The sequence below is a fragment of the Gaiella sp. genome (assembly GCF_035558935.1).
Classification (GTDB): Bacteria; Actinomycetota; Thermoleophilia; order Gaiellales; family Gaiellaceae; genus Gaiella.
Map to the genome: position 1 here is coordinate 15,145 of NZ_DATMBZ010000096.1, position 23,590 is coordinate 38,734.

The window sequence follows — 23,590 nt, forward strand, 5'->3', positions numbered from 1 at the left end:
ACGGTCGGCGACCGCGCGCGCGGCCGGGGCTACTTCGGGCCCTTGGAGGCGTTGAGGAACGTCGCGAGCTTCGTCAGGTTCTCGTCTCCGAGGTACCCGTACGAGATCATCACGTTGTTTCCGTACTGGGCCGGGTTCGAGACGTACGACTTGAAGAAGTCCACGCCGCGGCCGGATGCGCCGACGTCGGTCAGGTCCGGCGCACCGAGGTTGCCGTTGCCCTCGCCGAGGTAGGTGTGGCAGTTGAGGCAGCCCGACTCGGCGAAGAGCCGCGCACCTTCGACCGCCGTCCGGTTGTCCGCGAAGCCCTGCTCCTGTGCCCACCGCTCGGGCTCGCCCGTGGCGATCAGCTCCGACCCGAGCGCCTCCTTCGCGGTCGCTCCCTTCCACGTCAGGACGCCCATCGAGATGACGACGAGGATCGCGGCGACGGTCGCCACCGGACGCCGGCTGATCCGCCGCTCGGGGCGGCGGTCGTAGAACGGCAGCCCGATCAGCAGGATCAAGAGCAGCGTCGGGATGCCGACCGTGCCGAGCACGACCGTCTCCGGCCACTTGAAGATCCGCAGGAGATAGAAGAGGAAGTAGAAGAACCAGTCCGGGCGCGGGACGAAGGCGATCGTCCCAGGGTCGGCCTGGTCCGTGTACCAGGGGCCGAGGATCCCGGCATCCGTGCCGTCCGCGGTGTAGTGCCAGATGACCGCCAGCACGATGATCACCGCGACGACGACCAGCGACATGATCGAGTCGTGAAGGACCGCGTAGGGGTAGAAGCTCTTCCCCTCGCGCTCGACGTCCTCCTTGTAGCGCTTGTGGTACGCGCGGTTGCGTTCCTTCGGCGAGACCGCCACTACGACTCACCACCCTCGGCAACCGGCTCGCGGATGAGGCCCTCGCGCGGGCCCGCCGTCTCCGGCCGCTCGCGGCCCGCCGCGGTGTGCGACCAGGTCGGCGACGTCACCCCGAGCCGCACGACGAGGTACAGGTGCAGCCCGATGAGCGCCATGATCCCGCCCGGGACCAGCAGCATGTGCAGGGCGTAGAACTTCGGCAGCGTGTCGGGGTTGATGTTGAGCCCGCCCTGGAGGAACTGGGCGAGGAACGGCCCGAGGAACGGTGCCGTGGCGTTCAGGTTGATCCCGACGACGGTCGCCCAGTAGGCCGTGTTGTCCCAGGGCAGCAGGTACCCCGTGAACCCCTCGAGCATGCCGAGCACGAGAATGAGCGCGCCGATGATCCAGTTCAGCTCGCGCGGGTACTTGTAGGCGCCGAACAGGAAGACTCGCGCCATGTGCAGGAACATCAGGATGATGAAGACGCTCGCGCCCCACTTGTGCATCCCACGGACGAGCCAGCCGAGCGTGACCTCCGTCGTGATGTTCTGGATCGAGGCATAGGCCGTCGCGGGATCCGGCCTGTAGTACATCGCGAGGAACACGCCGGTGATCAGCTGGACGATGAAGGCCGTGAGCGAGGCTGCGCCGAGCGTCTGGGCCCAGCTGATGTCGTGCGGCACCTTGCGGAACAGGAACCACTTCGTGTAGCCGACGAGCCCCGACCGCTCCTCGACCCAGTCGAGTGGAACCAGCACGGCGGTCTCGTAGCCCTTGCGGCCGGATTTCGCCATCAGCGCCTCACCCCGTCGAGCCCGGGGTCGGAATCGGATAGAGCCACTTCTCGACACCGTCGACGTGGACACCGGGGTAGGCCTTGTAGTACTTCGTGATCCGCGCCTTCGCCCCCGTGCCGTCGACGTTCCCGACGCTGAAGACGCGGCCGAGGATCAGGTTCCCGTCCTTGATCGAGAACTCGAAGCGATCGAGCGAGCGCACGGGCGGGCCGGCCGAGCGGTTGCCCTCCGAGTCGTAGAGGCCGCCGTGGCACGGGCACCCGAAGCTCGCCGCGAGCACCGGCCGCAGCTCGATTCCGTTGACCTCTTTCTTCGCCTGCTCGTCGATCGGGCCGTTCGGCTGCACCGGGCAGCCGAGATGGACGCAGCGGCTGTAGATCGCGGTGAAGCTCGGGATGCCGTCCTCGGTCCGTCCGTTGTTGCGGATGAACGCGGTTCGCCGCGAGACCTCGCCGGCGTCGGGGTTCTCGAGGTACGTGGCGATCACGTACTCGTTCTCCGGGAAGTTCGAGATCGGCCCGAGGTCGACGTCGTGCGTCTTCACGCCCTCGCCCATGAACGACGGCAGCACCGCGAACCCGAGCGGCGGCAGCGTCGCGGCCGCGCCGATCAGGCCGCCCACCCCGATCGTGGCGAGCGAGAGGAAGGTCGCACGGTCGACGTTCGACCCGAGGTCCGCCTCGGTCACCGCCGGTGCCGTCGCAGGCGCGGCGGCCATGTCGGTCGCGCTCGTCACCGGATGCTGCACAAAGAGATCCCGCACCCAGAGGAACCCGAACACGAGCGCGATGATCGCGCCGACGATCAGCGCGGGCACGCTGATGACGAGGCCGACGAGTATGCACGCGACGCCGAGCGCGAAGCCGATCGGCCAGAGGCTCGGGGCCGGGAGATGCTGTGTCTCGCGCTCGTCGTCGGTCACTCGGTGGCTCCGTGCGTCCCGTGCTCCGGTTGGTGATTCAACCGTCCCACCCTGCTCGGTGTCAACGACGAACCGGCCGTGGCCCCCGCCACCCCGCCGTGACCCGGCGACCATTCTGCACGGTTCCGCGGTCGTCCCGCTCCGGTAACCCGAGCTCGCTCCAACGGGCGTCGACGCGCGAGCGGACCTCGTCCGTCATCACGATCTCGGACGGCCACTCTCGGGCGCCCTCGTCCGGTCCCTTCGCCGTCGCGTCGAACCCGATCTTCCCGCCGAAGCTCGGCAGCACCGACGCGTGGTCGAGTTGGTCGAGCGGCCCGTCGGCGAGGACGACGTCCCGCTTCGGATCGACGTTCGCGCAGACGCGGAAGAACACCTCCGCGTAGTCGTGCACGTCGACGCCCTCGTCGACCACGACGACGGCCTTCGTGAGCGAGAGGAGCCCAAGGCCCCAGACCGCGTGCATCACTTTCCGAGCGTGGCCGGGGAAGCGCTTGCGAATCGACACGATCACGCAGTTGTGGAACGCGCCCGCGGTCGGCAGGTCGTAGTCGACGATCTCGGGGACGCTCATGCGGATGGCCGGGAGGAAGATGCGCTCGGTCGCCTTTGCGAGCCACTCGTCCTCCGCCGGCGGCTTGCCCACGACGATCGACGGGTAGATCGCGTCCCGGCGCATGGTGATCGCCGAGATGCGGAAGACGGGGAACGGCTCCGGCGGCGTGTAGTAGCCCGTGTGATCGCCGAACGGTCCCTCCAGGCCGCCGTCCGCCGCGTCGACCCATCCCTCGAGGACGATCTCGGCGTTGGCCGGAACCTCGAGGTCGACCGTCTTGCACTTCACGAGCTGAACGGCCGACCCTTTGAGGAACCCCGCGACCATCAGCTCGCCGACGTGCTTCGGCAGCGGCGCGCTCGCGGAGTAGGCCGTGACCGGATCGAGCCCGAGCGCGACCGCGACCGGGATGCGGCCGTCCGGCGCCGCCAGCAGGTCGGCGCGACCGTCCTTGTGCACCTGCCAGTGCATGAACGTCGAGCGACGGTCGACCTTCTGCATCCGATACATGCCGACGTTCCGGACGCCGGTTTCGCGGTCCTGCGTGATCACCGCCGGGAGGGTGATGAAGGGCGCCGGGTCGAGCGGCCAGCAGCGCATGATCGGGAGCGCGTCGAGATCGACGGCGTCGCCCTCGAGGACGATCTCCTGGCACGCCCCCTTCGACACCGACTTCGGCGCCGAGTCCGCGATCGACTTGAGCGTGCCGAGCTTGCGGACCTTGTCCATCAGCCCCTGGGGCGGCGTCAGCTCGAGCACCTCCTCGAGCCGCGCCGCGACGTCGTCGAGGCGCTCGACGCCGAACGCGAGGCACATCCGCCGCTCGGTGCCGAACTGGTTGATCAAGAGCGGCAGCTTCGAGCCCTTCACGTTCTCGAACAGGAGCGCGGGCCCACCGCTCTTGACGACGCGGTCGGTGATCTCGGTGATCTCGAGGTCGGGGTCGACCTCGGCCCGCACGCGGACGAGCTCGTTCTCGCGCTCCAGCAGCGCGATCCACTCGCGGAGGTCGGCGGCTGGCGCGGACATCGCGGTCAGTCTATGGACGCGCGCGCGAACTCCAGTGCCTCGTCGACCGACATCGTGCGTCCTCTCGCGCAGGCGGTCTCGGGGAGGCCGTGAAGCACCCGGTCGCGACGGCTCGGTGGACGGCCCCAGTCGGCACGCATCCGGTCGGCCGCACCGGCAAGCACGCCCGCCCGCTCGGCGCTGCCAGCGTCGGCCGCGACGGCCGCAAGCCCGTCCAGGCAGTCGCCCACACAGGCCTGATCTCCCAGTTTCGCGAAGTGGCGTGCCGCATCGAGAAAGCAGGCGGTCGCGCGCGCGGCGTCACCTCGCCGCCGCGCGGTCTCGCCGAGCGCTTCCAGCGAGAACCCGTAGTTGAAGTCGTGCATCCCCTCGAACCGGCGCGCGCACTCGGTGAAATGACTCTCCGCAGACGCGAGGTCGCCCTCGCGGAGCTCGACCTCGGCGAGCGCGTACAGGCCTCGGGCGTCACGTTCGTCGACCGCGAAGGCCCGATCCGCGTACGCCCTCGCACGTGCGACGTCTCCCCGCTCGAGCGCCATGTCGGAAAGGTCTGCGAACGTCGACGTCAGCCAATGGTCACCTGGGGCGCCGAGCTCGACGAGCTCGAGCTTGAGCCGCTCCGCCTCGTCGAGCTCGCCCACGTGACGGAGGAGCTCGCCGCCGCCGATGAGCGCGCTCCGAAGATCGTCTTCCGAGAGGCGATCACGTTCTCCGAGCGCGAGACGTGCCCACCGGACCCCTTCGTGTGCGTTCCCCGTGGAGAGCAGAACCGGCCACAGGAGGCCGAGAGCCTCCGCAACGAAAGACAGATCGTTTCGCGCGACTGCGGCATCGATCGCGGTGCGAAGATTGTCGCGCTCGGGCGCGATCCGCCGTACCGCACCCGACTCGACGACATGACCGCGGCCGGAGGCGTGCGACGTGGCCAGCTCGAGGAAGAACCCGCCGTGACGCAGTTCGATGACCTCGGCCTCGCCCGACTCTCGGAGCCGCTCGCCGGCGTAGTGGCGGATTGTCTCGAGCATCCAATAACGCTCGTCGGTAAACCGCAGCAGCGACTTCTCGACCAGCGACTGAAGCGCATCGACGTCGGCGCCGGCGATCTCCTCGGCAGCATTCAGCGTGCATCCACCCGCGAAGACCGAGAACGCGCGAAAGAGCCTCTGCTCCTCGTTCGAGAGGAGGTCGTACGACCACTCGATCGTGGCGCGGAGCGTCTGCTGCCGCGGGTCGGCGTCGCGGCCCGCCTTCAACAGGTCGAGCCTCTCTGAGAGTCGGTCGAGGATCTGCGGCGCCGACAGCACCCTGGTGCGCGCCGCCGCGAGCTCGACTGCGAGCGGGAGGTGGTCGAGTCGCGCGCACAGCTCACGGACCGCGTCACCGGGCTCATCCTGCGCTCGCGCACAGAAGAGCGCGATGGCGTCGGGCTCCGCAAGGGGCGGAACCTGGAACTCGACCTCGCCGTCGATGCGAAGCAGCTCTCTCGACGTCACGAGCAAGGCGAGCTTCGGGCACGCTCCGAGAAGCTCGGAGAGCTGCGGCGCGGCTTCGATCACCTGCTCGAGGTTGTCCAGCAACAACAGGAGCTGACGGTCGGCGATGTGAGCCGGGAGGCCTTCCTTCACGCCAAGCGCCTGCGCGATCGACGACAGGACGAGGTCGGGATCGCGCAATGCGGCGAGGCCCACCCAGAAGACGCCGGCGTTGTAGTGGGTGACCAGGGTCGCCGCGGCCTCCAGCGCCAGGCGTGTCTTGCCCGATCCACCCGGTCCGGTGAGGGTGACGAGCCGGGCACCTCGACCGAACCTCGCGAGAACCTCTCGGAGCTCGTGCCCCCTACCGACGAACGAGCTCGTCGGCCGCGGCAGGTTCGTATTCGAGATCGTCTTCAGCGGGGGGAAGTCGCCGTCGCCCAGCTGGTAGATCGCCACCGGCTCGTCGATGTCCTTCAACCGGTGCTCCCCCAGACCCACCAGATCGGCGTGTCTGGTCAACGCAGCGGTCGAGGCCGAGACGACGACCTGGCCCCCGTGCGCCGCGGCAGCGATCCGAGCTGCCCGGTGCACTTCGAGTCCCACGTATCCCGTCTCCCCGACGGTCACCTCGCCCGTGTGGACGCCGATCCGCACATGCAGCCCGAGTTCGGGCAGAGCCGCTTGCACCTCGCTCGCAGCACGAAGCGCGCCCGACGCGGTCGGGAACGCCACGAAGAACGCGTCGCCGGCCGTCTCGACCTCCACACCGCCGTGGGCAGCCCACGCCTCACGACAGACGCTGTGATGCCTCGACAAGAGGTCCCCGTACCGGTCCGATCCGAGCTCCGCGAGCATGCGGGTCGAGCCCTCGATGTCCGTGAACACGAACGTCACCGTTCCCGCGGGAAGATCGCGCCGCACCCCGAGAGCTTCGCCCCGCGCCGGGGCGATGTCCAGAGCGGACCTGCTGCTAGAGCGGGCGGTCGAGCTTCGCACGTCGGCGTTTCGCACCGACGTAGTGCCACAGCTCGCCAAGGCCGATCGTCGCGAGGAAGACGAGCCCGACGGCGAGCATCATGAGGACGACGTCCTTGCCCTCCTCGGCGGCATCCGCCAGGAACCAGAGCGCGGCGAGCATCGCGGCGATGCTATACGAGCCGAGCCGCGTGCGCGGCAAGCGCGACGTCGACCGGCGCGTCGCCCGCGGTCGTACGTGCGAGGCGCTCGAGCGGCCCGTGGTCGCGTTCGTCCCGCAGCGACGAGCGGGCCACATCTAGGCCGCCGCGCCCGAGGAGCGCCGCCGTCGCCGCCCAGGCGGCGCCGTCGCCGTCCAGGCCGTCCGCGCGGGCTTGCGCGCAGAGCGAGAGCAGCGCCGCGACATCGCCCACGGCAGTTGTCGAGCCCGTCTCCGCGATCCGGACGAGCCCGTGCGCGAGAAGTGCGTCACCGAGGAGGAGCGCGATGTCGTCGTCCGCCGGCGCGAACAGGCGCGCGCGCCCGTAGTGGAGGAGATAGCCCTCGTAGATGGTCTCGATCCCGAGCGCGAAGCGCGGCTCGGAGAGGAGCGGGGAGAACACGGGAAGCGGCTCGCGCGTCGCCGGCCCGAGCAAGGCCTCGGCCCAGAGCGTGCTCTCGCGCGCCGCCCCTTCCGCGATCGCGTCGAACAGCGCGTCCGAAGCGACGGCGCTCACGGCCGGGCGAACGCCTCGACTGCCGCAACCGTCCGGTCGACGTCCTCGTCGGTGTGGGCGGTCGACGGGAAGAGGCATTCGAACTGCGACGGCGGCACGTAGACGCCTTCAGCGAGCAGATGCCGAAAGAGCACCCCGAACCGCTCGGTGTCGGCGGCCGCCGCGTCGTCGTAGTTCCGCACCGGGCCGTCGGCGCAGAACAGCGTCAACATGCCCCCGACTCGCTGGACGGTGCCGAACGGAGCGAGGCCCGCCTCGAGCCGTGCTCCGAGCCGCTCGAGCTCGTCGTACACGCTCCCGTCGCGCAGACGGCGGAGGACCGAGATCCCCGCTGCCGTCGCGAGTGGGTTCCCGGCGAGCGTCCCGGCCTGGTAGACGGACCCGACGGGCGCGAGCTGCTCCATCAGGTCGGCACGCCCCCCGAACGCCGCCGCGGGGAGCCCGCCGCCGACGATCTTGCCGAGGATCGTGAGGTCGGGTATCACGCCGTAGCGCTCCTGCGCCCCGCCGCGGGCGACCCGGAACCCGGTCATCACCTCGTCGAAGACGAGCAACGCGCCCGTCGCGTCGGCGAGCATGCGGAGCGCCTCGAGGAAGCCGGGTGCGGGCGGGACGCACCCCATGTTCCCCGCGACGGGCTCGACGAGGATCGCCGCGAGGCCCTCGCCGTAGCGCTCGCAGGCCGCGGCGACGCCGTCGACGTCGTTGAACGAGCAGACGATCGTGTCCGCCGTGACCGCGGTGGGGACGCCGGGTGTCGACGGGATCCCGAGGGTCATCACTCCGGAGCCGGCGCTCGCGAGGAGCGCGTCGACATGGCCGTGGTAGCAGCCGGCGAACTTGATCACGCGGTCGCGCCGTGTCGCCGCCCGCGCGAGCCGGAGCGCGCTCATCGAGGCCTCTGTCCCCGAGGAGACGAGCCGCACCATCTCGACCGAGGGCACGGCGTCGACGATCTCGGCCGCGAGCTCGACCTCGGCCTCGGTCGGCGCGCCGAACGTCGTTCCCCGCGCGGCCGCATCTTCGACCGCGGCGAGCGTCTCGGGGTCGGCGTGCCCGAAGATCAGCGGCCCCCAGGACTGCACCCAGTCGACGTAGCGGTTGCCGTTGACGTCCTCGATCCAGCCACCCTCGCCCCGCCGCACGAAGACGGGCTCGTCGAGGCCGACCGCGCGCATCGCGCGAACGGGCGAGTCGACGCCGCCCGGAATCAATCTCGTGGCTCGCCGCCAGAGGTCCGACCGCGTCGTCAGAGCCACCGCGCGAGGTCTCCGGCCCAGTACGTGACGATCGTCCCCGCGCCCGCCCGCTTGATCGCGGTGAGCGTCTCGAGCGCCGCCCGCGGCTCCTCGAGATGGCCGGCGGCGACGGCGGCGCGGACCATCGCGTACTCGCCCGAGACCTGATACGCCCACACGGGGCAGTCGAACCGCTCGCGCACGGTGCGGATCACGTCGAGGTACGGCAGCGCGGGCTTCACCATCACGACGTCGGCGCCCTCGTCGAGGTCGAGCGCGCACTCACGGAGCGCCTCGCGGACGTTGGCCGGATCCATCTGGTAGCCGCGACGGTCGCCGAACGCGGGCGTGGACTCCGCGACCTCGCGGAAGGGACCGTAGAAGGCGGAGGCGTACTTCGCCGCGTAGGAGACGATCGGCGTCTCGGGGAGCACTTCCCGGATCGCGCCCACGCGACCGTCCATCATGTCGCTCGGGCACACGGCGTCGGCTCCCGCCTCGACATGGCTCACCGCCGTCCGTGCGAGCAGCTCGATCGTCTCGTCGTTCGCGACCGTGTCGCCCTCGAGCACGCCGCAGTGGCCGTGGTCCGTGTACTCGCAGAGGCAGACGTCCGTCAGCAACGTCAGGCCGGGGGCCTCGGCCCTGAGGGCCCGGAGCGCCCGCTGGACGATCCCGTCGGCGTCCCATGCGCCCGAGCCCTCGTCGTCCTTCTCCTCCGGGATGCCGAACAGGAGGACGGCTCGAACCCCGGCCGAGGCGAGGGCGCCCGCCTCGCGGACGAGCTCGTCGACCGACCGCTGCGCGATCGCAGGCAGGCCTTCGACCGGCCGCACGACGCCCTCGCCCGGGCAGGCGAAGAGCGGCATCACGACGTCGTCGAGCGACAGCGCGGTCTCGCGGACGAGCGCGCGCAGGGAGTCGGTGCGCCGCAGCCGCCGCAGACGGGTGGTGGGAAACGCGCTCATCGCCCAAGCCTACGACCCGGAGACCGCGCGGGGCGGCTCCGGCGTGTCGGACTGGCCCACGTCGACCTCCACGGCGACCGGCCGGGTCGTGGGCTCCTCCCAGGACTCGAGGTCGATCCGCTCCCCGAAGAACTCCCAGACCGCGCGGCCCGCGGCCATCGTCGGCAGCGCGACGAGGACGCCCGGGATGCCGTACAGCGCCCCTCCCGCCAGCAGCCCGAAGATCACGAGCAGCGGGTGGAGGCGGAGGGCGCTCGCCATCACGTTCGGGACGACCACGTGGCCTTCGATCTGGTAGATGAAGACGAAGAGCGCCGCGACCCAGAGCACGCCGATCGGGTCGACCACGAGCGCGTAGATCGCGGGCGGGACGGCCGAGAGCCAGGGGCCGATGTACGGGATCACCTCGACGAACGCCGTCCAGAGGCCGAACAGCAGCGCATAGCGTTCCGCGCCCTCGACGAGCCCGGTCGTGCCGAGGATCCACATGCCGACGCCGGCACTCGTGCCGATCACGATCGAGAGGATCGCCTGGCCCTTCACGTAGCCCCAGAGGGCGCGCTCGATCCGCTGGGTGAGTGGGAGGCCGCCGTGGGGTGGGAAACGCCGGTCGATCGACGCCTCGAGTCGCGGCATGTCGAGCAGCATGTAGATCGAGATGACGACGACGAGGATGACCGAAAAGACAAAGAGGATCACCGACTTGGCGGCGCCCTGGGCGAACGAGATCGCGTCCTGGGCGTACTTCGACACGTCGCCGGCGCCGATCGAGTCCGTCAGGTCGTTGAGCTGCTGCTCGAGCTTGACTCCCTCGAGCCCATGCGTGTCGAGCCACTGCTGCAGGCGGTCGACGTCGATCTCCGCCCCCGTCTTCCCGCTGGCCGGGTTCTCCTCGGTGAGGTACGCGTCGATCCGGTCCGCCGCCGAGCGGGTCTCCGACACGACGACCGTGCCGAGCGCGACGAGGAGCGCGATGAACGCCGTCGCGAAGATCACCGAGACGACTGCGACCGCGACGCCGCGGGGAAGGCGGAGCCGGGTGAGGTCGCGAACGAGCGGGTTGAGAGTGAACGCGATCACCGCGGCCGTCAGGAAGAGGAAGATGACGTGCCCGAGCGCCTCGGCGACCAGGAATCCGAGCAGCAGGAGCACCGGAAGGCCGACGAGCTGGATCCACCGCGGGATCCGGATCGTCGGTGGCGCCGTCACGCAGCGATCGTAGCCCCCTCGCGCCCCGCCCACAGCGCCGGAAACCCGCTGCAGTGTGCGCTACCGTGGCGCCGATGGCCTCGCCGCGCTCCCGGCAAGCCGCGCGTCTCCGCGATCGCAGACGCCGCGCTCAACGGCGCGCGCGGCGGCTCGTGGTGCTCTCGGTGCTCGGTGTCCTGGGCCTGGTGACGCTCCTCTTCACGGCGTTCGGCTCGAGCGGCTCTTCCAACGTGGCGGCGCCGATCGCGATCGAGACCGTGTCCTCGGCCGACGCGGCCGCCGTCCGCCCGCGGCCACAGGTACTCGCGTCGATCGGCAACCTGCGTGTGCAGCTGCCCGTCGCGGCCGGGGCGCTCACGGCGATCGGCTTCCACGGCTCGGGCGACGGCTCGCTCTCGCTCCAGCCGGTCGGCCGCCAGGCGAACGAGGGCCTCCTCGCGCGGCTCTGGCGGCGGATCGCGGGGAACGGACGCCAGTCGCCGCGCTGGTATCAGCTCGAGGGCGGCCCAGCGGGAACGAACGTCCTCGACGTCGGGACCGCGCCCGGCACCGACGTCTACGCACCCGTCAAGGGATCGGTGATCGCCGTCTCGGATCTCGTGATCGGCGGCAAGCGCGTCGGCAGCCGCATCGACCTACGCCCGTCGGAGGCGCCGTCGGTGATGGTGTCCGTCGAGAACGTCCGGCCCGATCCCGCGATCGTCGTCGGCACTCCCGTGCTCGCGGCGACCTCGAAGCTCGGCACCGCGGTCGACATCGCCTCGGTCGAAAAGCAGGCGCTCGCCGCGCACGCGCCGGAGGGCGGCAACAACGTCTCGATCGCGGTCTACCCCTCGCCCGGATCGCTGCCCTAGGCTCGCCGCGTGCGGATCCTCTTCGTCGGCGACGTCGTCGGACGGCCGGGGCGCGACGCGGTCGAGGCTCTGCTTCCGGGCCTCCGCGAGCGGCTCGACGTCGACGCGTGCATCGTCAACGGCGAGAACGTCGCAAACGGCGTCGGGATCACGCCGCGCCTCGCCGAGCGGCTGCTCGCCGCCGGAGCCGACGCGCTCACCCTCGGCAACCACGCCTGGAGGCGCGAGGAGATCGGGCCGTACCTCGCCTCGTCTCCGAAGATCGTGCGCCCGGCGAACTTCCAGGTCTCCGCGCCCGGCCGCGGGCTGACCGTGGTCGAGGGGCGGCAGGGCACCTTGGTCGCCGTCGTCAACCTGCTCGGCTCGCTCTTCCTCGAGCCGGCGCACAGCATGTGGGAGATCGTCGACGAGCTCGTCGAGGAAGCCCGTGCGACGACGCCCGTCGTCGTCGTCGACGTGCACGCCGAGGCGACGAGCGAGAAGGTCGCCCTCGCCGCGTGGCTCGACGGCCGCGCGACGGCCGTGCTCGGGACGCACACGCACGTCCAGACCGCCGACGCGCGAATCCTTCCCGGGGGAACGGCCGCGCTGACCGACGTCGGGATGACCGGCCCGCACGACTCCGTGATCGGCGTCGAAACGGGCCTCGCGATCAGGCGGATGCGAACCGGGATGCCGGTCCGGTTCGAGACGGCGTCCGCGGGCGTGCGGCTCGAAGGCGCGCTCGTCACGTGCGACCCGGAGACGGGGCGGGCGAGCGCGATCGAGCCGGTTCGGGCTCCCTGGCCGGCCACATGAGGGTGGCGAGCAGGGCGAGCAGCGTGAGCCCGCGGGCGAGGACGGCCCACGACGACAGCGGGTCGAACTCCTTCACGAGCTCCCAGTAGCGGGCGGGGAACCACAGCGCCGTGAGCGCGCACGCGAGCGCCGTGAGCCAGAGTGCGGCGCGGCTGCGGATGCCGCCGACGAGCGGCACGAGGAGAACGAGCCAGACGAGGAACTGGGGCGAGAGCACCTTGCTCAGGGCGACGAAGGCGACGACCGACGCGGCCGCGTGTCGGACGAGCCGCTCGACGGTCGCGGGGCCCCGGGCGAACGAGACCCACACGAGCGCGAGCGCTGCGGCCTGGGCGATCCCCTGGAGGACGGCGAGCGCGTCGGCGCCCGTGCCGCGCAGGTTCTGCGAGCCGCTTCCCGACGCCCATTCGAGGTCGATCCCTGCGGCCTGGTGCAGCGCGAGGAGGACGCCGGCGCCCACGCTCTCGATCTGGAGCGGCCGGCCGAGCTGGCGTCCGAGCGAGTCGAGCACGCCGTCCGGGCCGACGAGCAGGAAGGGCAGGTAGGCGACGGCAACCGGTGCGAGGGAGAGCGCGACGACGACGGTGAGCTCGCGTCGTCCTCCCTTCCGCCAGGCCACGACTCCGAGAAGAGGGAGGAGCACCGCCGGGTAGAGCTTCACGGCGATGCCGAGCCCCACGACGACTGCCGCTGCGCGCAGCCTCCCCCCGATCAGCAGCACGAGAGCTCCGGCCACGAGCGCGGCGGGCACGAGGTCGAAGCGGGTGAGGATGACGCCGCCGAGGAACGCGGGCAGCACGGCGACGACGGCGAGCGTGGTCCGCCGATCGTCACGCGCCCGTCCGAGCCGCCGCAGCCCGGCGGCGAGCAACAGCACGCCGATCGCGCCCGCGACCGCCATCTCGGCGGCGAACACGACGCGGTATCCCGAGAGCGAGTCGCTCACGAGCGCCGGCAGGACGAGCGCCGGCAGCGCTCCCGGCGGGTACTCGAACTCGAAGTCGCGGTACGGGACGAGCCCGCCGGCGAGCCGTTCGCCGTAGGCGTGGTAGAGCGGGATGTCCGTGACCGCGTGACCGGAGACCTGCCAGGCGACAGTCGCGGCGACGGCCACCGTCACGAACACCGCGCTCGCAAGGACCGCGTCCGTGGGGGGCCGGCGGCTCAGCTACGGCTCCACGACGGGGCGCGTCCGAGGCAGGAAGAGCGCGAGCAGCACGAACGGCAGCACCCAGGGAAGGTAGAGGTACGACCAGTGCGTCAGCGCGAGCTCGAACGAGAGCAGGAGCGCGGCGGTGAGCGCGGCGAGCTCGAGCGGCTGCTTGTCCCGCGGCACGGCCGCCGCAACGCCGGCGAGGACGATGACCCCGAGCTGGACGACCGTCTGGAGCGACGCGAGGTCCGGGATCCCCGCGGCGTGGTACTGCCCCCAGTCCCAGATCGAGAACGGCGAGTCCCGCTCGAGCTGGAAGGCGAGCGTCCGGTCCCAGAACCGGTGCAGCGCCCCGCTGAGAGAGGGGTCGAGGAGAAGGATCGAGAACGCGAGAGCGGTCGCGGCGAGGAACGCTCCGGCGAAGCGGGCGAGGTGCGACGGGCGTAGCCCCGAGCGGTAGGTGAGCCAGAGTGGCGCCACGATCAGGGCGGCGAACTTCGTCCACGCGGCGAGCGCGCAGGCCGTGCCACGAGCGACGGGCGAGGATGCGAGCCAGAAGCCCCACACGAGGATCGCGGGCATGATCGCGTCGTTCGTGTTCGACATGAGCGCGTAGGCCGTGAAGGGATAGGCCGCCCACCCGAACGCGAGCGCGGCGGCGAGCCGCGGCCCGCCGTGACGCCGGCCGACGAGCACGAGACCGGCCAGGGCGAGGAGGTCGAAGGCGATGGCGGTCGTATGCGCCGCTGGGAGCTCGTCCCACTTGCCGCTCCAGCCGAAGACGAGGACGGCGGGGACGTACGCGAGGTAGGCGACAGGCCCGTACGTGTCGCCGCGCGGGTTGGCGGACTCGCAGCGGCCGTTCGACTGGATCCGCTCGCGGATCTCGCCGTCCGCTCCGGCCGGGCCGCAGGGCCTGCGGTCGTCCTCGACCGGCATCGCCCCGTACGGGGCGCGACCGTCGAGGATGCGGTCGGCGCCGATCACGCCCGCGTAGCCGACGTCGATCACCGTCCGCTCGTTGTCCACGTTGAGGCCGACGCGGAAGCCGACGAGGAAGAGCGTCGCCGCGGCGAGCGCCCAGACGGGCCAGCGCGGCAGGCCGACGCCCGGCCGTGAGCGCGGCCGGAAGCCGATCCACGCGGTGCGCACCGCGAGGTAGACGAGCGGCGGCGTCGCGAGCGCGGCACTCTGGACCACCTGGCCGCGGTTGAAGAACGCGAGCGAGACGCCGAAGGAGAGCAGGACGAGCAGGTCGAGCGTCCGCACCGTCAGCGGGCGGCGGACGTCGACGAGCCCGATCAGGAAGAGCGCCGAGAGCCCGAGCCAGACGGGCCACGAGGTGAGCAGCTTGCCCCCGAACGCACCGGGGCGCCCGCGTGCCATCTTCCAGGCCACCTGGGGCCCGGTCCAGGCCTCGGTCACCGACCCGGAGGTGTCCGAGACGACGCCGGTCGCAACCTCGCCGGCGTCGCCCGACCAGACGTGGACGGTCCAGGTCCGTGTGCGGCGGTCGAACGTCGCGTCGGTCTGGGGCCGGGGCGGGTAGCGGTCGAGCCAGGCGGAGACCTTCGGGTACTGCAGGAACAGGCCGACGACTGCGTCCTCCGTAAGCCGCGGCTTGGCGGCGGAGGGTGCGAAGGGCGTCTCGACCAGCCTGCCCTCGGCGTCGTAGACCGGGCCAACGGCGGTGGGGCTCGCGGCGCTCGCCGCGTGCGCGAGCAGGAGGCACAGGAGCACTGCGAGAACGGCGGCCACGCCGCCGCGCCGCCGCCGCCTCAGCGCATGCACTGGTCGCCGATCAGCGGCGGTGCCGGAACGACCACAGCTTGTTGCCGACGAAGTTGACCGGCGTGACGAGCATGATCGCGAGCGCCTGCGACACGACCTCGCCGAGGCCGGCCTGGACGAGAGCGTGCAGGACGAGGAGGTTCGCGCCGAGCGCGATGGTCGAGACGACGAGGAAGCGGAGCCCCTGGAAGACGACGTGGCCGCGCTGGCCGCGGAACGTCCAGAGGCGGTTCCAGACGTAGTTGTTGGTGACGGCGACGAGGAACGATCCGATCGCGGCCGGCACGTAGTGGAAGCCCGCTCCCTCGAGCAGCAACGTGTAGACGATCAAGTTGACGACGTAGCCCGTCGCGCCGACGACGCAGAACTTGACGAGCTGCTCCCAGTTGCCACGGTGCCGGAGCGCCGCGTCCACGCGGCCGCGCGGCAGCTCGCGTGGCGTCGTCACCGTTCCCTCGTCCATGTCGCCGGGCGAGCGTAGCGGGCGCCCCGGCTCGCAGTGGCTTTCTCAACCCTCCACAAGGGGAACGAAGCGGCAGGCGAGGGATGCGGTCTCGACGGGGCCGCCGGCGGTCTGCACGATCCGCACGAGGCGCTGCCCACGTCGCCCGCCGCGGGGGAGCACCATCCTCCCTCCGAGTATGAGCTGCTCGAGCAGCGCCGGCGGCACGCGGTCGGTCGCGGCGGCGACTGCGATCGCGTCGAAGGGCGCGCGGTCCGCGACGCCGAGACTGCCGTCGCCCACGCGAAGCTCGACGCGACGGTGCCCGGTCAGCTCGAGCGCGCGCCGCGCTCGCGCGGCGAGCGCGGGAATCCGCTCGATCGAGACGACGCTCCCCGCGAGCTCGTCGAGGACGGCCGCGGCGTAGCCCGAGCCGGTGCCGACGTCCAGCACGTGCTCGCTGCCCTCGAGCTCGAGCAGCTCGCACATCGTCGCCACGATGAAGGGTTGCGAGATCGTCTGAGCCTCGCCGATCGGCAGCGCCGCGTCGTCGTACGCGACGCCCGCGAGCTCGGGGGGCACGAAGGCCTCGCGCGGCACGCGGGCCATCGCGGCGAGCACGCGCTCGTCCGAGATCCCCCGTCGCCGCAGCTGCCGCTCGACCATGCCCGCGCGACGCGGATCGTGCTCCGTGCCGGCCACGTGCGTCACGCCGCGCGCCGTAGCGCGTACCCGGGCGCCTCGACGCCGAAGTGCCCGAGGATCGCCGGCGCGACGTCGACGATGCTCCGGGGCGGGCTCCCCGCGAGACCGGCGGTCAGCATCGGCACCAGCGAGTCGCCCGCGACGAGCGACCCGTGCGAGCCCCCGCCGCGATGGTGGCGGCCGCCGAGGTCCTCGAACTCCCAGGTCTCCGCGGCGGAGACGACCACGTCGCCGGCGTTGACGCAGCGAAGCGCCGCGGCCGCTCGCGCGACGGCGTCCGGATGGTCGAGCACGGCGGAGTCGCCCTCGAGCACCGCCCCGTCGAGGCGGAGCTCGGCTCCGTCGCGACGGGCGACCACGACGCCGTCCTCGCGGAACAGCGCGACGTCCACCGACGGCTCGCCGTCGAGGCGCTCCGCGAGCGCTCTCGCCCCAGGCGCGCGCGGGCCGAGCCGGTAGACGTGCGCGGCGCGGTTCGAGGCCGCGACGAGCGTGTCGGCATCGTGCCGGAACCGGTCGCCGAGCCGGGCGACGTCGCGGACCGACGTCTGGCCGTGGTCGGACATCACGATCAGCGCATACCGCGTGAGGAACTCGTCCACGCCTCCGGCGGCGCGCACGAGGTCGCCGATCGCCTCGTCGCTGCGCGCGAGCACCGCCTCCGCCGCATCGGGCCCGGACGCGTGCGAGGCGTAGTCGTAGTCGGAGAGATAGAGCAGCATGAAGTCGAAGCCGTCGCGCGTCACGAGCCAGCGCCCGACCGCGGCGGCGTAGGCGTCGATCGTTCCCGCCGCACGGTTGCGGAAGGACAGCGGCGCGCCGGTGCGCTCGCTCTGGAAGAGGTTGTAGAAGAAGAACCGCTCGGGGCCGAGCACCGGGCCGAGGAACGGGACCGTCGGCCGGTGGCGCGTCCGGCCGCGATACGCGGTGAAGTTGACCGACGCAGTCCGGATCCCGGCGTCGGCGAGCGCCTCGAAGACCGTCACAGCGCTCCGACCGAGATGCTCGGCGTTCATCCCGACGAGGGTGTCGCGGAGCGCACGGCCAAGGCCCGCCGCGCGCGCGGCGCCGAACGATGACCCGTACTCCACGAGCCGTCCTTCGCCGCGATGCCACCAGACGAGGTGCGGGATCTCGTGGACGTCGGGGTGTGCGCCGGTCGCGATCGACGAGAGGCAGACCGGCGTGAGAGAAGGGAACGTGCTGGTCGCCCGGCCGAGCGTCGCGCGCTCGGCAAGCGCCGTCAGCGCCGGCGTCGACGAGGTGCCGAGCGAGGCCTCGAGCATCGTCGGCGTGAGCCCGTCGATCACGACGAGGACGAGCTTCGCGGGGCCCTTCACTTGGCGAGCGTGCGGAGCCCCGCATGGCGCTCGGGCTCGCGCCGGGCCTGTCTCGCGGCCGCCGCGGGCACGAGCACTGCGATGACGTACCCAACGACCGGGATCAGGGCGAGGAGCGCGACCGCGATCGAGGCGCTCCCGACGAGGAACGCCGTGCCGCCAGGGGTGCCGCCGCGACGCAGCGCGCCGCGGGCGATCAGCGACGCGGACACGGCGCCGATCACCCCGCCGATCAGGGCGCCGGGGAGCCCGATCCACCCCTTGACGAGCAGCCCGGCGAGTGCGCCGACCGCGAGCGCGCCGAGCACCGACGTGAGGAGCCCGTAGCGCCACGCTGCGAAGAGCCCGGCGAGCAACAGGCCGGCCGCCACGCCGAGCCCGAGCGTGATCCCGATCTCGTACCAATCGCCCACGCGCCGGATTGTACGGGGCAGCCGTGGCCGCCCCGTACTCCCGGGGGCCCCTCGGTCAGGTCGTGATGTCGGCGCGGATCTCGCCGCCGGGGAAGTCACCGGCGCCGGTGTTGGTCCCGTCGACACCGTCGTTCGTGTGCAGGTTCACGTACGCGTGCCCCGTGCTCATCGCCGTGACGAGATCGGCGAGCGGATGGCCCGCGAGCGGCCCGACGAGGTTCGCGGCGGTGATGGTCCCTTCGGCGAGCACACCGTTCGTGCGGCCGGCGCCGAAGGGGCCGGGGACGGGTGTCGTCGAGGGGTAGAGCCAGACGACGATCGGGCCGTTGACGCCCGGCGCCTCCATGTGGATGTGCGACATGAAGACGTTGTCGATGTTCGAGGCGATCAGCTTGTACTCGAGCGAATCTCCGTCCTTCGAGAGGTGGAAGATCGCCTGCGCCTGGCCCTGCGTGTCCCTCGGCGGGACCTCCTGCGAGCCGTTCGCGTGATCGCTCCAGTTCCGGTTGAGCCCGGCGGCGGCGACGCCGATGGCGACGAGGCCGAGCACGAAGACTCCGAGGAGCAGCCTCCCTCGCATTGTTCTCCCCTTTACGGTCGTAGGGCGTCGATACGACCGGTACTACGCGGGCGGGTCGCCGCCGGATTGCAGCTGCGTGATCACGTCGAGGCAGAAGGCCGCCGCCCGCGCGCCGTCGACGACGCGGTGGTCGAAGCTGACCGAGACGTTGCCGACCGGCCGGACGACGACGGCGCCGTCGCGGACGACCGGCCGCTGCGCGATTCGGTGGAGCCCGAGGATCGCGACCTCGGGATGATTGACGAGCGGCGTCACGAAGAGACCGCCGAGCTTGCCCGCGCTCGTGACCGTGAACGTCGAGTCGCGCAGCTCCTCGGCCGCGAGCTTGCCTGACCTTGCCGCGTCCGCGAGCCGCGCGACCTCCACGGCGATCTCTTCCACCGGGCGGCGCTCGCAGCCGCGGACGACGGGGACGACCAGCCCGCCGTCCGTCTGCACCGCGACGCCGACGTCGACGCGCTCGAGCAGCACGATCTCGTCTCCCTCGAGCCGGGCGTTGAGCTCCGGGAACCGGCCGAGCGCCGAGGCCGAGGCGTGAATCGCGAGCGGCACGAGGAGCGCGAGGTCGACCCCGCTGAAGTCGCATTCCTCGACGAAGGTGACGGCCGGGACCTCGCGGTGGGTGCGGGTCACCTGTTCGACGATCGCACGGCGGATGCCGCGGACGGGGACCCGCCTGCCCGCGCTCGCCCCCGCTGCTGCGCGCACGTCGTCCTCGACGATCCGGCCGCCGGGCCCGCTGCCGCGCAGCCCGACGAGCTCGACGCCGAGCTCCTTCGCGAGCTGTCGCACCGCCGGTGTTGCTCTGACGGCGGCGGTCGGGTCGGCGGGAACGACGGCGACGATCGGTTCGCTCGCAGCCTCGCCGCGCTGCTCGTCGGGCTCGACCGCGCGCAGGAGCTGCTCGCCCTCCTCCCCGATCACGACGAGGACTGCCCCGACCGGCGCGACGTCGCCTTCTGCGACGAGGATCTTGAGCACCGTTCCCGCCCGCGGCGAGGGGATCTCGACCGTCGTCTTGTCCGTCTGGATCTCGACGAGCGGCTGATCCTCGTCGACCCGGTCGCCCTCCTCGACGAGCCAGCGCGCGATCTCGCCCTCGGTGAGCCCCTCCCCCAGATCGGGCAGCTTGAACTCGTACGCCACGGCCGGGAGGGTAGTGCGGTTCTCGGGTCGCCGCTAGAAGGCGAGCACGCGGCGCACGGCATCGCTGACGCGCTCGACCGACGGCATGTACCAGTCCTCGAGCTGCCAGTACGGGTACGGCACGTCGTACCCCGTGACGCGGAGCACCGGGCCGTGGAGGTCGAGGATCGCGCGCTCGGCGAGCAAAGCGGCCACCTCGGAGGCGAAGCCGCACGTGCGCGGCGCCTCCTGCACCACGACGCACTTCCCCGTCTTCCGCACGGACGCCAGGAGCGACTCCTCGTCGAGCGGCTTCAGCGTGCGGAGGTCGAGCACCTCGGCCGAAACCTCCGCGGCCAGCGCGTCCGCCGCCCGTTCGCAGACGCCGACCATCGCGCCCCACGCGACGAGCGTGACGTCGCTGCCCTCCCGTGCCACCCGCGCCCTGCCGAGCTCGACGACGTGCTCGCCCTCCGGGACCGCGCCGCGCGCGGTGCGGTAGACGAGCTTCGGCTCGAGCACGACGACCGGGTCCGGGTCGCGGATCGCCGCGGCGAGCAGCCCCTTCGCGTCTGCCGGCGTGGCCGGGACCGCGACCTTGACGCCCGGCGCGTGGACGTAGTACGTCTCGGGCGAGTCGTCGTGGAGCTCCGGCGCGCGGACGCCGCCGCCGTAGGGCATCCGCACGACGAGCGGGAACGCCATTGTCCCGCCGGTGCGCCAGCGGTAGCGGCCGACGTGGTTGATCAGCTGGTCGAGGCAGGGGTAGGAGAAGGCGTCGTACTGCATCTCGACGACGGGCCGCCAGCCGGCCATGCAGAGCCCGACCGCGGCGCCGAGGATCCCGGCCTCGGAGAGCGGCGTGTCGACGCACCTGTTGGCGCCGAAGGCGTCGCGGAGGCCGCTGGTCGCCCGGAAGACGCCGCCGAGGCGCCCCACGTCCTCGCCCAGCACCATTACCGAATCGTCGCGGGCGAGCTCGACGTGCAGCGCGTCGTTGACCGCCTCCACGAGGAGAAGCTCGCGGGTCGCCACCGCGGTCGCGCTCACGCGTGCACCCTTCGGAGCTCCTCGAGGTCGTGCGCGAGCGACGCGGGCGGATTCGCGTACGCGTGCGAGAAGACGAGCTCCGGGTCGGGCGGTGCTTCGTCCTCGGCCGCCTGGATCGCCGCGCGCATGGTCGCGAGCGCTTCCTCTCGAACAGAGTCGATGCGTGCGTCGTCCAGCAGGCCGAGCCGGGTCAGGTACGCCTCGTAGAGCGCGACGCAGTCGCGTTCCTGCTCCGCAGCCACGCGGTCGGGGTCGATGTAGAGGCTCGGGTCGTCGGCGGTGGCATGCGGCGCCGAGCGGTACGTGACGGCCTCGACGAAGGTCGGGCCTTCGCCAGCGCGGGCGCGCGCGACCCCTTCCCGCACGGCCTCGTACACCGAGAGCACGTCGTGCCCGTCGACGCGGAGGCCGGGCATCCCGTACCCGACCGCCTTGTCGGCGAGCCGTGCGGCTGCGGTCTGCGCGCTGAGCGGCGTCGAGATCGCCCACTGGTTGTTGTTGCAAACGAGGACGAGCGGTGCCTTGACGACCGCTGCGATGTTCGCCCCCTCGTGGAACGCCCCCTCGGACGTCGCGCCGTCGCCGAAGAGGACGGCGGCGACGGCATCCGAGCCTTTGAGCGCGAGGCCCCACGCGAGCCCTGCGGCATGCGGCACCTGCGTCGCGATCGGGACGCAGATCGATGCGACGTTGACGTCCTCGGGGTTCCACCAGCCGGACGGGTGGCCGCGCCACCACTGGAGCACCGTCGCGGCCGGCAGCCCGCGGAGCAGCCCGATCGCCGAGTCGCGGTAGCTCGGGAAAATCCAGTCGCGCCGCTCGAGCGCATGGACGAGCCCGGCCTGGATCGCCTCGTGCCCGCGGTAGATGGCGTACGTGCCGATCCGGCCCTGGCGGTGGTAGACCACGGACCGCTCGTCGTACGTGCGAAGGAGGACGAGTGAGCGGTGGAGCTCGAGGAGCGCGTCGTCGTCGAGCCCCTCGACCCGTCGGTCGGGCTCGTTCCCGTCGCCGATCACCCTTCGAAGGCCCTGTTCGACGGCGTCCATCACATGAAGTGAAACAGCGTTTCCCTTTTGCTGTCAAGCCGGTCTCAGAGACGGGTGCCGTCAAGTCGGCCCGAACCGACGCGTCTCTTCCGCGAAGCACAGCGAGATCGATGCTCGTACGTGCAGGGAGAACGAGCCTGTGGAGCGACCGGCATTCATTCGGCACGTTTCGGGGTTGACAGAAAACAGTCTCTGAGGCTGTTCTTCGCCCTGCGCATCGCGCTCCCACGAACCCTGCGAGACTGCGCCGCGATGCCACCCGCACCGAGCTTCGAGGTCGAGCCCGTCCGTGCGACACGGACGTTCGAGGCTGCGATCGAGCATCTCACCGAGGCGATCGAGCGCGCCGGCCTGCGCACCGGCGACCGGCTCCCCAACGAGGGCGCGCTCGCCGAGCAGCTCGGAATCTCGAAGCCGACGCTCCGCCAGGCGCTGCGCGTCCTGGAGCTGTCGGGCCTCGTCGAGGTGCGCCGCGGGAAGTCGGGCGGGATCTTCGTGGTCACCGACCTCGTTCCGTCGGTGGCGATCTTCACGGCGGTGAAGCTCGAGGAGGAGGCCGCCGTCGACGTCCTTCGGGCGCGCCGCGTCCTCGAGCGCGCCGTCGTCCACGAGGCGATGCGCATGGCGACGCCCGCCGACCTCGTGGAGCTCGAACGGACGATCGAGCTCCTCGAGCGGCATCTCGGGGAGCGACCGAGTGTGATGCGCGCAGACGCGATGTTCCATCGCGCCCTCGTGCGCAGCTGCCGCAACGAGACGATCCAGACGGCGATGCGTGGAGTCGCACGCGGGCTCTCGCCGATCCGGGACGCGTACTCGGGCGGCGTCGCCTACGACGGTCGCACGCTCGAGGTCCACCGCCGCCAGATCGACGCGATGCGGCGGCACGACGGGGACGCGCTCGAGCAGGTGCTCGACGAGCACTTCCGCATGCTCGAGACCCAGTTCGCGAAGGGAATCGGACGCCGCTGGTCGGACCTCTTCGGCCCGCGCGCCCGCCGCGCCGGCTAACCGCCCGAGCCGGGCACGAGAGCGTCCACCGCGCGCGGCTCCGACTCGAACACCGCCTCGACCACGTCGCCGAGGTCTTCGCCGTCGATCTGCAGCGGCATCGGTTCGTCGCAGCGAACGACGACGCGCTCCATGTCGTGGAGGACGGTCAGGCCGGGACGCCCGACGGCGCCGCGGCGGAGTTCGACGAGGAGGCGCGGGATCCCACCGGGGCTCACCGCGCGGGGCGCGACGACGTCGAGGCCCAGGTCGAACGAGGCACCGCGCGACACTCGGATGGGGACCTTGCCGGCGTAGGTGTAGGGATCGCAGTTCGCGACGAGAGCGAACGCCGCCCGTCCAGCGCCTTCGATTTCGAGCGACGGCGGGAAGCGGCCCCGCCGCGCGGTGACGAGGCCGACCGCGGCCCGCACGAACGCTGCGTCGCCGGGACGGCGGCCGTCGTCGGCACGACCCTGCTCATCGATGCGTCGAACGAGCTCCGCGTCGAAACCGATGCCTGCGTTGAACGCGAAGCGCCGGCCGTTGACCCGGCCGAGCCCGATACGCCGCGTCGCTCCC

General features: G+C 71.6%; 24 protein-coding genes. 3 read left to right on the top strand and 21 right to left on the bottom strand.

Going from position 1 to position 23,590, the window contains the following annotated elements:
• Positions 1-29: 29 nt before the first annotated feature.
• From VNM44_RS09380 to VNM44_RS09425, 10 genes are all read right to left on the bottom strand, one after another.
• On the bottom strand, positions 30-851 hold the full coding sequence (locus VNM44_RS09380; RefSeq protein WP_325625480.1) for a c-type cytochrome: 822 nt from the start codon (positions 849-851) through the stop codon (positions 30-32).
• Complete coding sequence (locus tag VNM44_RS09385; RefSeq protein WP_325625482.1) at positions 851-1,627, bottom strand: cytochrome b; 777 nt, start codon at positions 1,625-1,627, stop codon at positions 851-853. Before VNM44_RS09385 ends, VNM44_RS09380 begins: the two co-directional genes overlap by 1 nt.
• Before the next feature lie 7 nt (positions 1,628-1,634).
• Positions 1,635-2,552, bottom strand: a complete 918-nt coding sequence (locus VNM44_RS09390) for a ubiquinol-cytochrome c reductase iron-sulfur subunit (protein ID WP_325625485.1) — start codon at positions 2,550-2,552, stop codon at positions 1,635-1,637.
• Positions 2,553-2,613: 61 nt separating this feature from the next.
• Positions 2,614-4,137 carry a menaquinone biosynthesis decarboxylase gene (locus VNM44_RS09395; protein WP_325625487.1) on the bottom strand — a complete coding sequence of 508 codons (1,524 nt, stop codon included), beginning with the start codon at positions 4,135-4,137 and terminating at the stop codon, positions 2,614-2,616.
• A gap of 5 nt (positions 4,138-4,142) precedes the next feature.
• On the bottom strand, positions 4,143-6,533 hold the full coding sequence (locus tag VNM44_RS09400; RefSeq protein WP_325625489.1) for an ATP-binding protein: 2,391 nt from the start codon (positions 6,531-6,533) through the stop codon (positions 4,143-4,145).
• Between the two features lie 49 nt (positions 6,534-6,582).
• The gene (locus VNM44_RS09405) at positions 6,583-6,750 is read right to left on the bottom strand and encodes a hypothetical protein (RefSeq protein ID WP_325625492.1); all 168 of its coding nucleotides are present in this window, start codon (positions 6,748-6,750) and stop codon (positions 6,583-6,585) included.
• A gap of 10 nt (positions 6,751-6,760) precedes the next feature.
• Positions 6,761-7,303, bottom strand: coding sequence for a hypothetical protein (locus VNM44_RS09410; protein ID WP_325625494.1), 543 nt, complete (start codon positions 7,301-7,303; stop codon positions 6,761-6,763).
• Positions 7,300-8,562, bottom strand: coding sequence for a glutamate-1-semialdehyde 2,1-aminomutase (gene hemL, locus VNM44_RS09415; protein ID WP_325625497.1), 1,263 nt, complete (start codon positions 8,560-8,562; stop codon positions 7,300-7,302). Before hemL ends, VNM44_RS09410 begins: the two co-directional genes overlap by 4 nt.
• A complete protein-coding gene (hemB, locus tag VNM44_RS09420; protein WP_325625500.1) occupies positions 8,553-9,509 on the bottom strand; it encodes a porphobilinogen synthase in 957 nt (318 codons plus the stop codon). The genes hemL and hemB overlap by 10 nt, the downstream gene beginning before the upstream one ends.
• Before the next feature lie 9 nt (positions 9,510-9,518).
• Positions 9,519-10,718 (bottom strand): AI-2E family transporter, encoded by a 1,200-nt coding sequence (locus VNM44_RS09425; RefSeq protein ID WP_325625502.1) that lies wholly within the window; start codon positions 10,716-10,718, stop codon positions 9,519-9,521.
• Positions 10,719-10,792: 74 nt separating this feature from the next.
• On the opposite strand from VNM44_RS09425, the gene VNM44_RS09430 reads away from it, so the two are divergent.
• Together VNM44_RS09430 and VNM44_RS09435 are read left to right on the top strand one after the other, a co-directional pair.
• On the top strand, positions 10,793-11,572 hold the full coding sequence (locus VNM44_RS09430; RefSeq protein WP_325625504.1) for a hypothetical protein: 780 nt from the start codon (positions 10,793-10,795) through the stop codon (positions 11,570-11,572).
• A gap of 9 nt (positions 11,573-11,581) precedes the next feature.
• Complete coding sequence (locus VNM44_RS09435) at positions 11,582-12,370, top strand: TIGR00282 family metallophosphoesterase (RefSeq protein WP_325625506.1); 789 nt, start codon at positions 11,582-11,584, stop codon at positions 12,368-12,370.
• Here the strand turns inward: VNM44_RS09435 and VNM44_RS09440 are convergent.
• The 10 genes from VNM44_RS09440 to VNM44_RS09485 are packed head-to-tail and all read right to left on the bottom strand — an operon-like array spanning position 12,300 to position 22,018.
• On the bottom strand, positions 12,300-13,490 hold the full coding sequence (locus tag VNM44_RS09440; RefSeq protein ID WP_325625510.1) for a glycosyltransferase 87 family protein: 1,191 nt from the start codon (positions 13,488-13,490) through the stop codon (positions 12,300-12,302). The two genes, VNM44_RS09435 and VNM44_RS09440, sit on opposite strands and share 71 nt — an antisense overlap.
• 48 nt (positions 13,491-13,538) lie before the next feature.
• Positions 13,539-15,281: a hypothetical protein gene (locus VNM44_RS09445; RefSeq protein WP_325625512.1), complete on the bottom strand. Its 1,743-nt coding sequence runs from the start codon at positions 15,279-15,281 to the stop codon at positions 13,539-13,541.
• Positions 15,282-15,324: 43 nt separating this feature from the next.
• Positions 15,325-15,777 (bottom strand): GtrA family protein, encoded by a 453-nt coding sequence (locus tag VNM44_RS09450; protein WP_325625514.1) that lies wholly within the window; start codon positions 15,775-15,777, stop codon positions 15,325-15,327.
• 45 nt (positions 15,778-15,822) lie between these two features.
• Positions 15,823-16,467 (bottom strand): protein-L-isoaspartate(D-aspartate) O-methyltransferase, encoded by a 645-nt coding sequence (locus VNM44_RS09455; RefSeq protein WP_325625517.1) that lies wholly within the window; start codon positions 16,465-16,467, stop codon positions 15,823-15,825.
• Entirely contained in the window at positions 16,464-17,801 is a 1,338-nt protein-coding gene (locus VNM44_RS09460) for an alkaline phosphatase family protein (RefSeq protein ID WP_325625520.1), read from the bottom strand. The genes VNM44_RS09455 and VNM44_RS09460 overlap by 4 nt, the downstream gene beginning before the upstream one ends.
• On the bottom strand, positions 17,798-18,214 hold the full coding sequence (locus VNM44_RS09465) for a hypothetical protein (protein WP_325625523.1): 417 nt from the start codon (positions 18,212-18,214) through the stop codon (positions 17,798-17,800). Before VNM44_RS09465 ends, VNM44_RS09460 begins: the two co-directional genes overlap by 4 nt.
• Before the next feature lie 55 nt (positions 18,215-18,269).
• Entirely contained in the window at positions 18,270-18,794 is a 525-nt protein-coding gene (locus VNM44_RS09470; protein WP_325625528.1) for a CHRD domain-containing protein, read from the bottom strand.
• A gap of 42 nt (positions 18,795-18,836) precedes the next feature.
• Positions 18,837-19,940: a dihydrolipoamide acetyltransferase family protein gene (locus tag VNM44_RS09475; protein ID WP_325625530.1), complete on the bottom strand. Its 1,104-nt coding sequence runs from the start codon at positions 19,938-19,940 to the stop codon at positions 18,837-18,839.
• A gap of 33 nt (positions 19,941-19,973) precedes the next feature.
• Positions 19,974-20,969, bottom strand: a complete 996-nt coding sequence (locus VNM44_RS09480; protein ID WP_325625534.1) for an alpha-ketoacid dehydrogenase subunit beta — start codon at positions 20,967-20,969, stop codon at positions 19,974-19,976.
• On the bottom strand, positions 20,966-22,018 hold the full coding sequence (locus VNM44_RS09485; RefSeq protein WP_325625537.1) for a thiamine pyrophosphate-dependent enzyme: 1,053 nt from the start codon (positions 22,016-22,018) through the stop codon (positions 20,966-20,968). Before VNM44_RS09485 ends, VNM44_RS09480 begins: the two co-directional genes overlap by 4 nt.
• Positions 22,019-22,270: 252 nt before the next feature.
• Here VNM44_RS09485 and VNM44_RS09490 point away from each other — a divergent pair, with 252 nt between their 5' ends.
• Positions 22,271-23,029, top strand: coding sequence for a FadR/GntR family transcriptional regulator (locus VNM44_RS09490; RefSeq protein WP_325625539.1), 759 nt, complete (start codon positions 22,271-22,273; stop codon positions 23,027-23,029).
• Here VNM44_RS09490 and VNM44_RS09495 read toward each other — a convergent pair.
• The coding region (locus tag VNM44_RS09495) for a diacylglycerol/lipid kinase family protein (RefSeq protein WP_325625541.1) at positions 23,026-23,590 on the bottom strand (565 nt) is incomplete at its 5' end. The two genes, VNM44_RS09490 and VNM44_RS09495, sit on opposite strands and share 4 nt — an antisense overlap.

What these genes read in the sequence shown, in the direction of transcription:
- VNM44_RS09385 (WP_325625482.1), bottom strand. Translation starts at nt 1,627, where the DNA reads ATGGCGAAATCCGGCCGCAAGGGCTACGAGACCGCCGTGCTGGTTCCA.
- VNM44_RS09395 (WP_325625487.1), bottom strand. Translation starts at nt 4,137, where the DNA reads ATGTCCGCGCCAGCCGCCGACCTCCGCGAGTGGATCGCGCTGCTGGAG.
- VNM44_RS09405 (WP_325625492.1), bottom strand. Translation starts at nt 6,750, where the DNA reads ATGCTCGCCGCGCTCTGGTTCCTGGCGGATGCCGCCGAGGAGGGCAAG.
- hemB (WP_325625500.1), bottom strand. Translation starts at nt 9,509, where the DNA reads ATGAGCGCGTTTCCCACCACCCGTCTGCGGCGGCTGCGGCGCACCGAC.
- VNM44_RS09430 (WP_325625504.1), top strand. Translation starts at nt 10,793, where the DNA reads ATGGCCTCGCCGCGCTCCCGGCAAGCCGCGCGTCTCCGCGATCGCAGA.
- VNM44_RS09450 (WP_325625514.1), bottom strand. Translation starts at nt 15,777, where the DNA reads ATGGACGAGGGAACGGTGACGACGCCACGCGAGCTGCCGCGCGGCCGC.
- VNM44_RS09470 (WP_325625528.1), bottom strand. Translation starts at nt 18,794, where the DNA reads ATGCGAGGGAGGCTGCTCCTCGGAGTCTTCGTGCTCGGCCTCGTCGCC.
- VNM44_RS09485 (WP_325625537.1), bottom strand. Translation starts at nt 22,018, where the DNA reads ATGGACGCCGTCGAACAGGGCCTTCGAAGGGTGATCGGCGACGGGAAC.
- VNM44_RS09490 (WP_325625539.1), top strand. Translation starts at nt 22,271, where the DNA reads ATGCCACCCGCACCGAGCTTCGAGGTCGAGCCCGTCCGTGCGACACGG.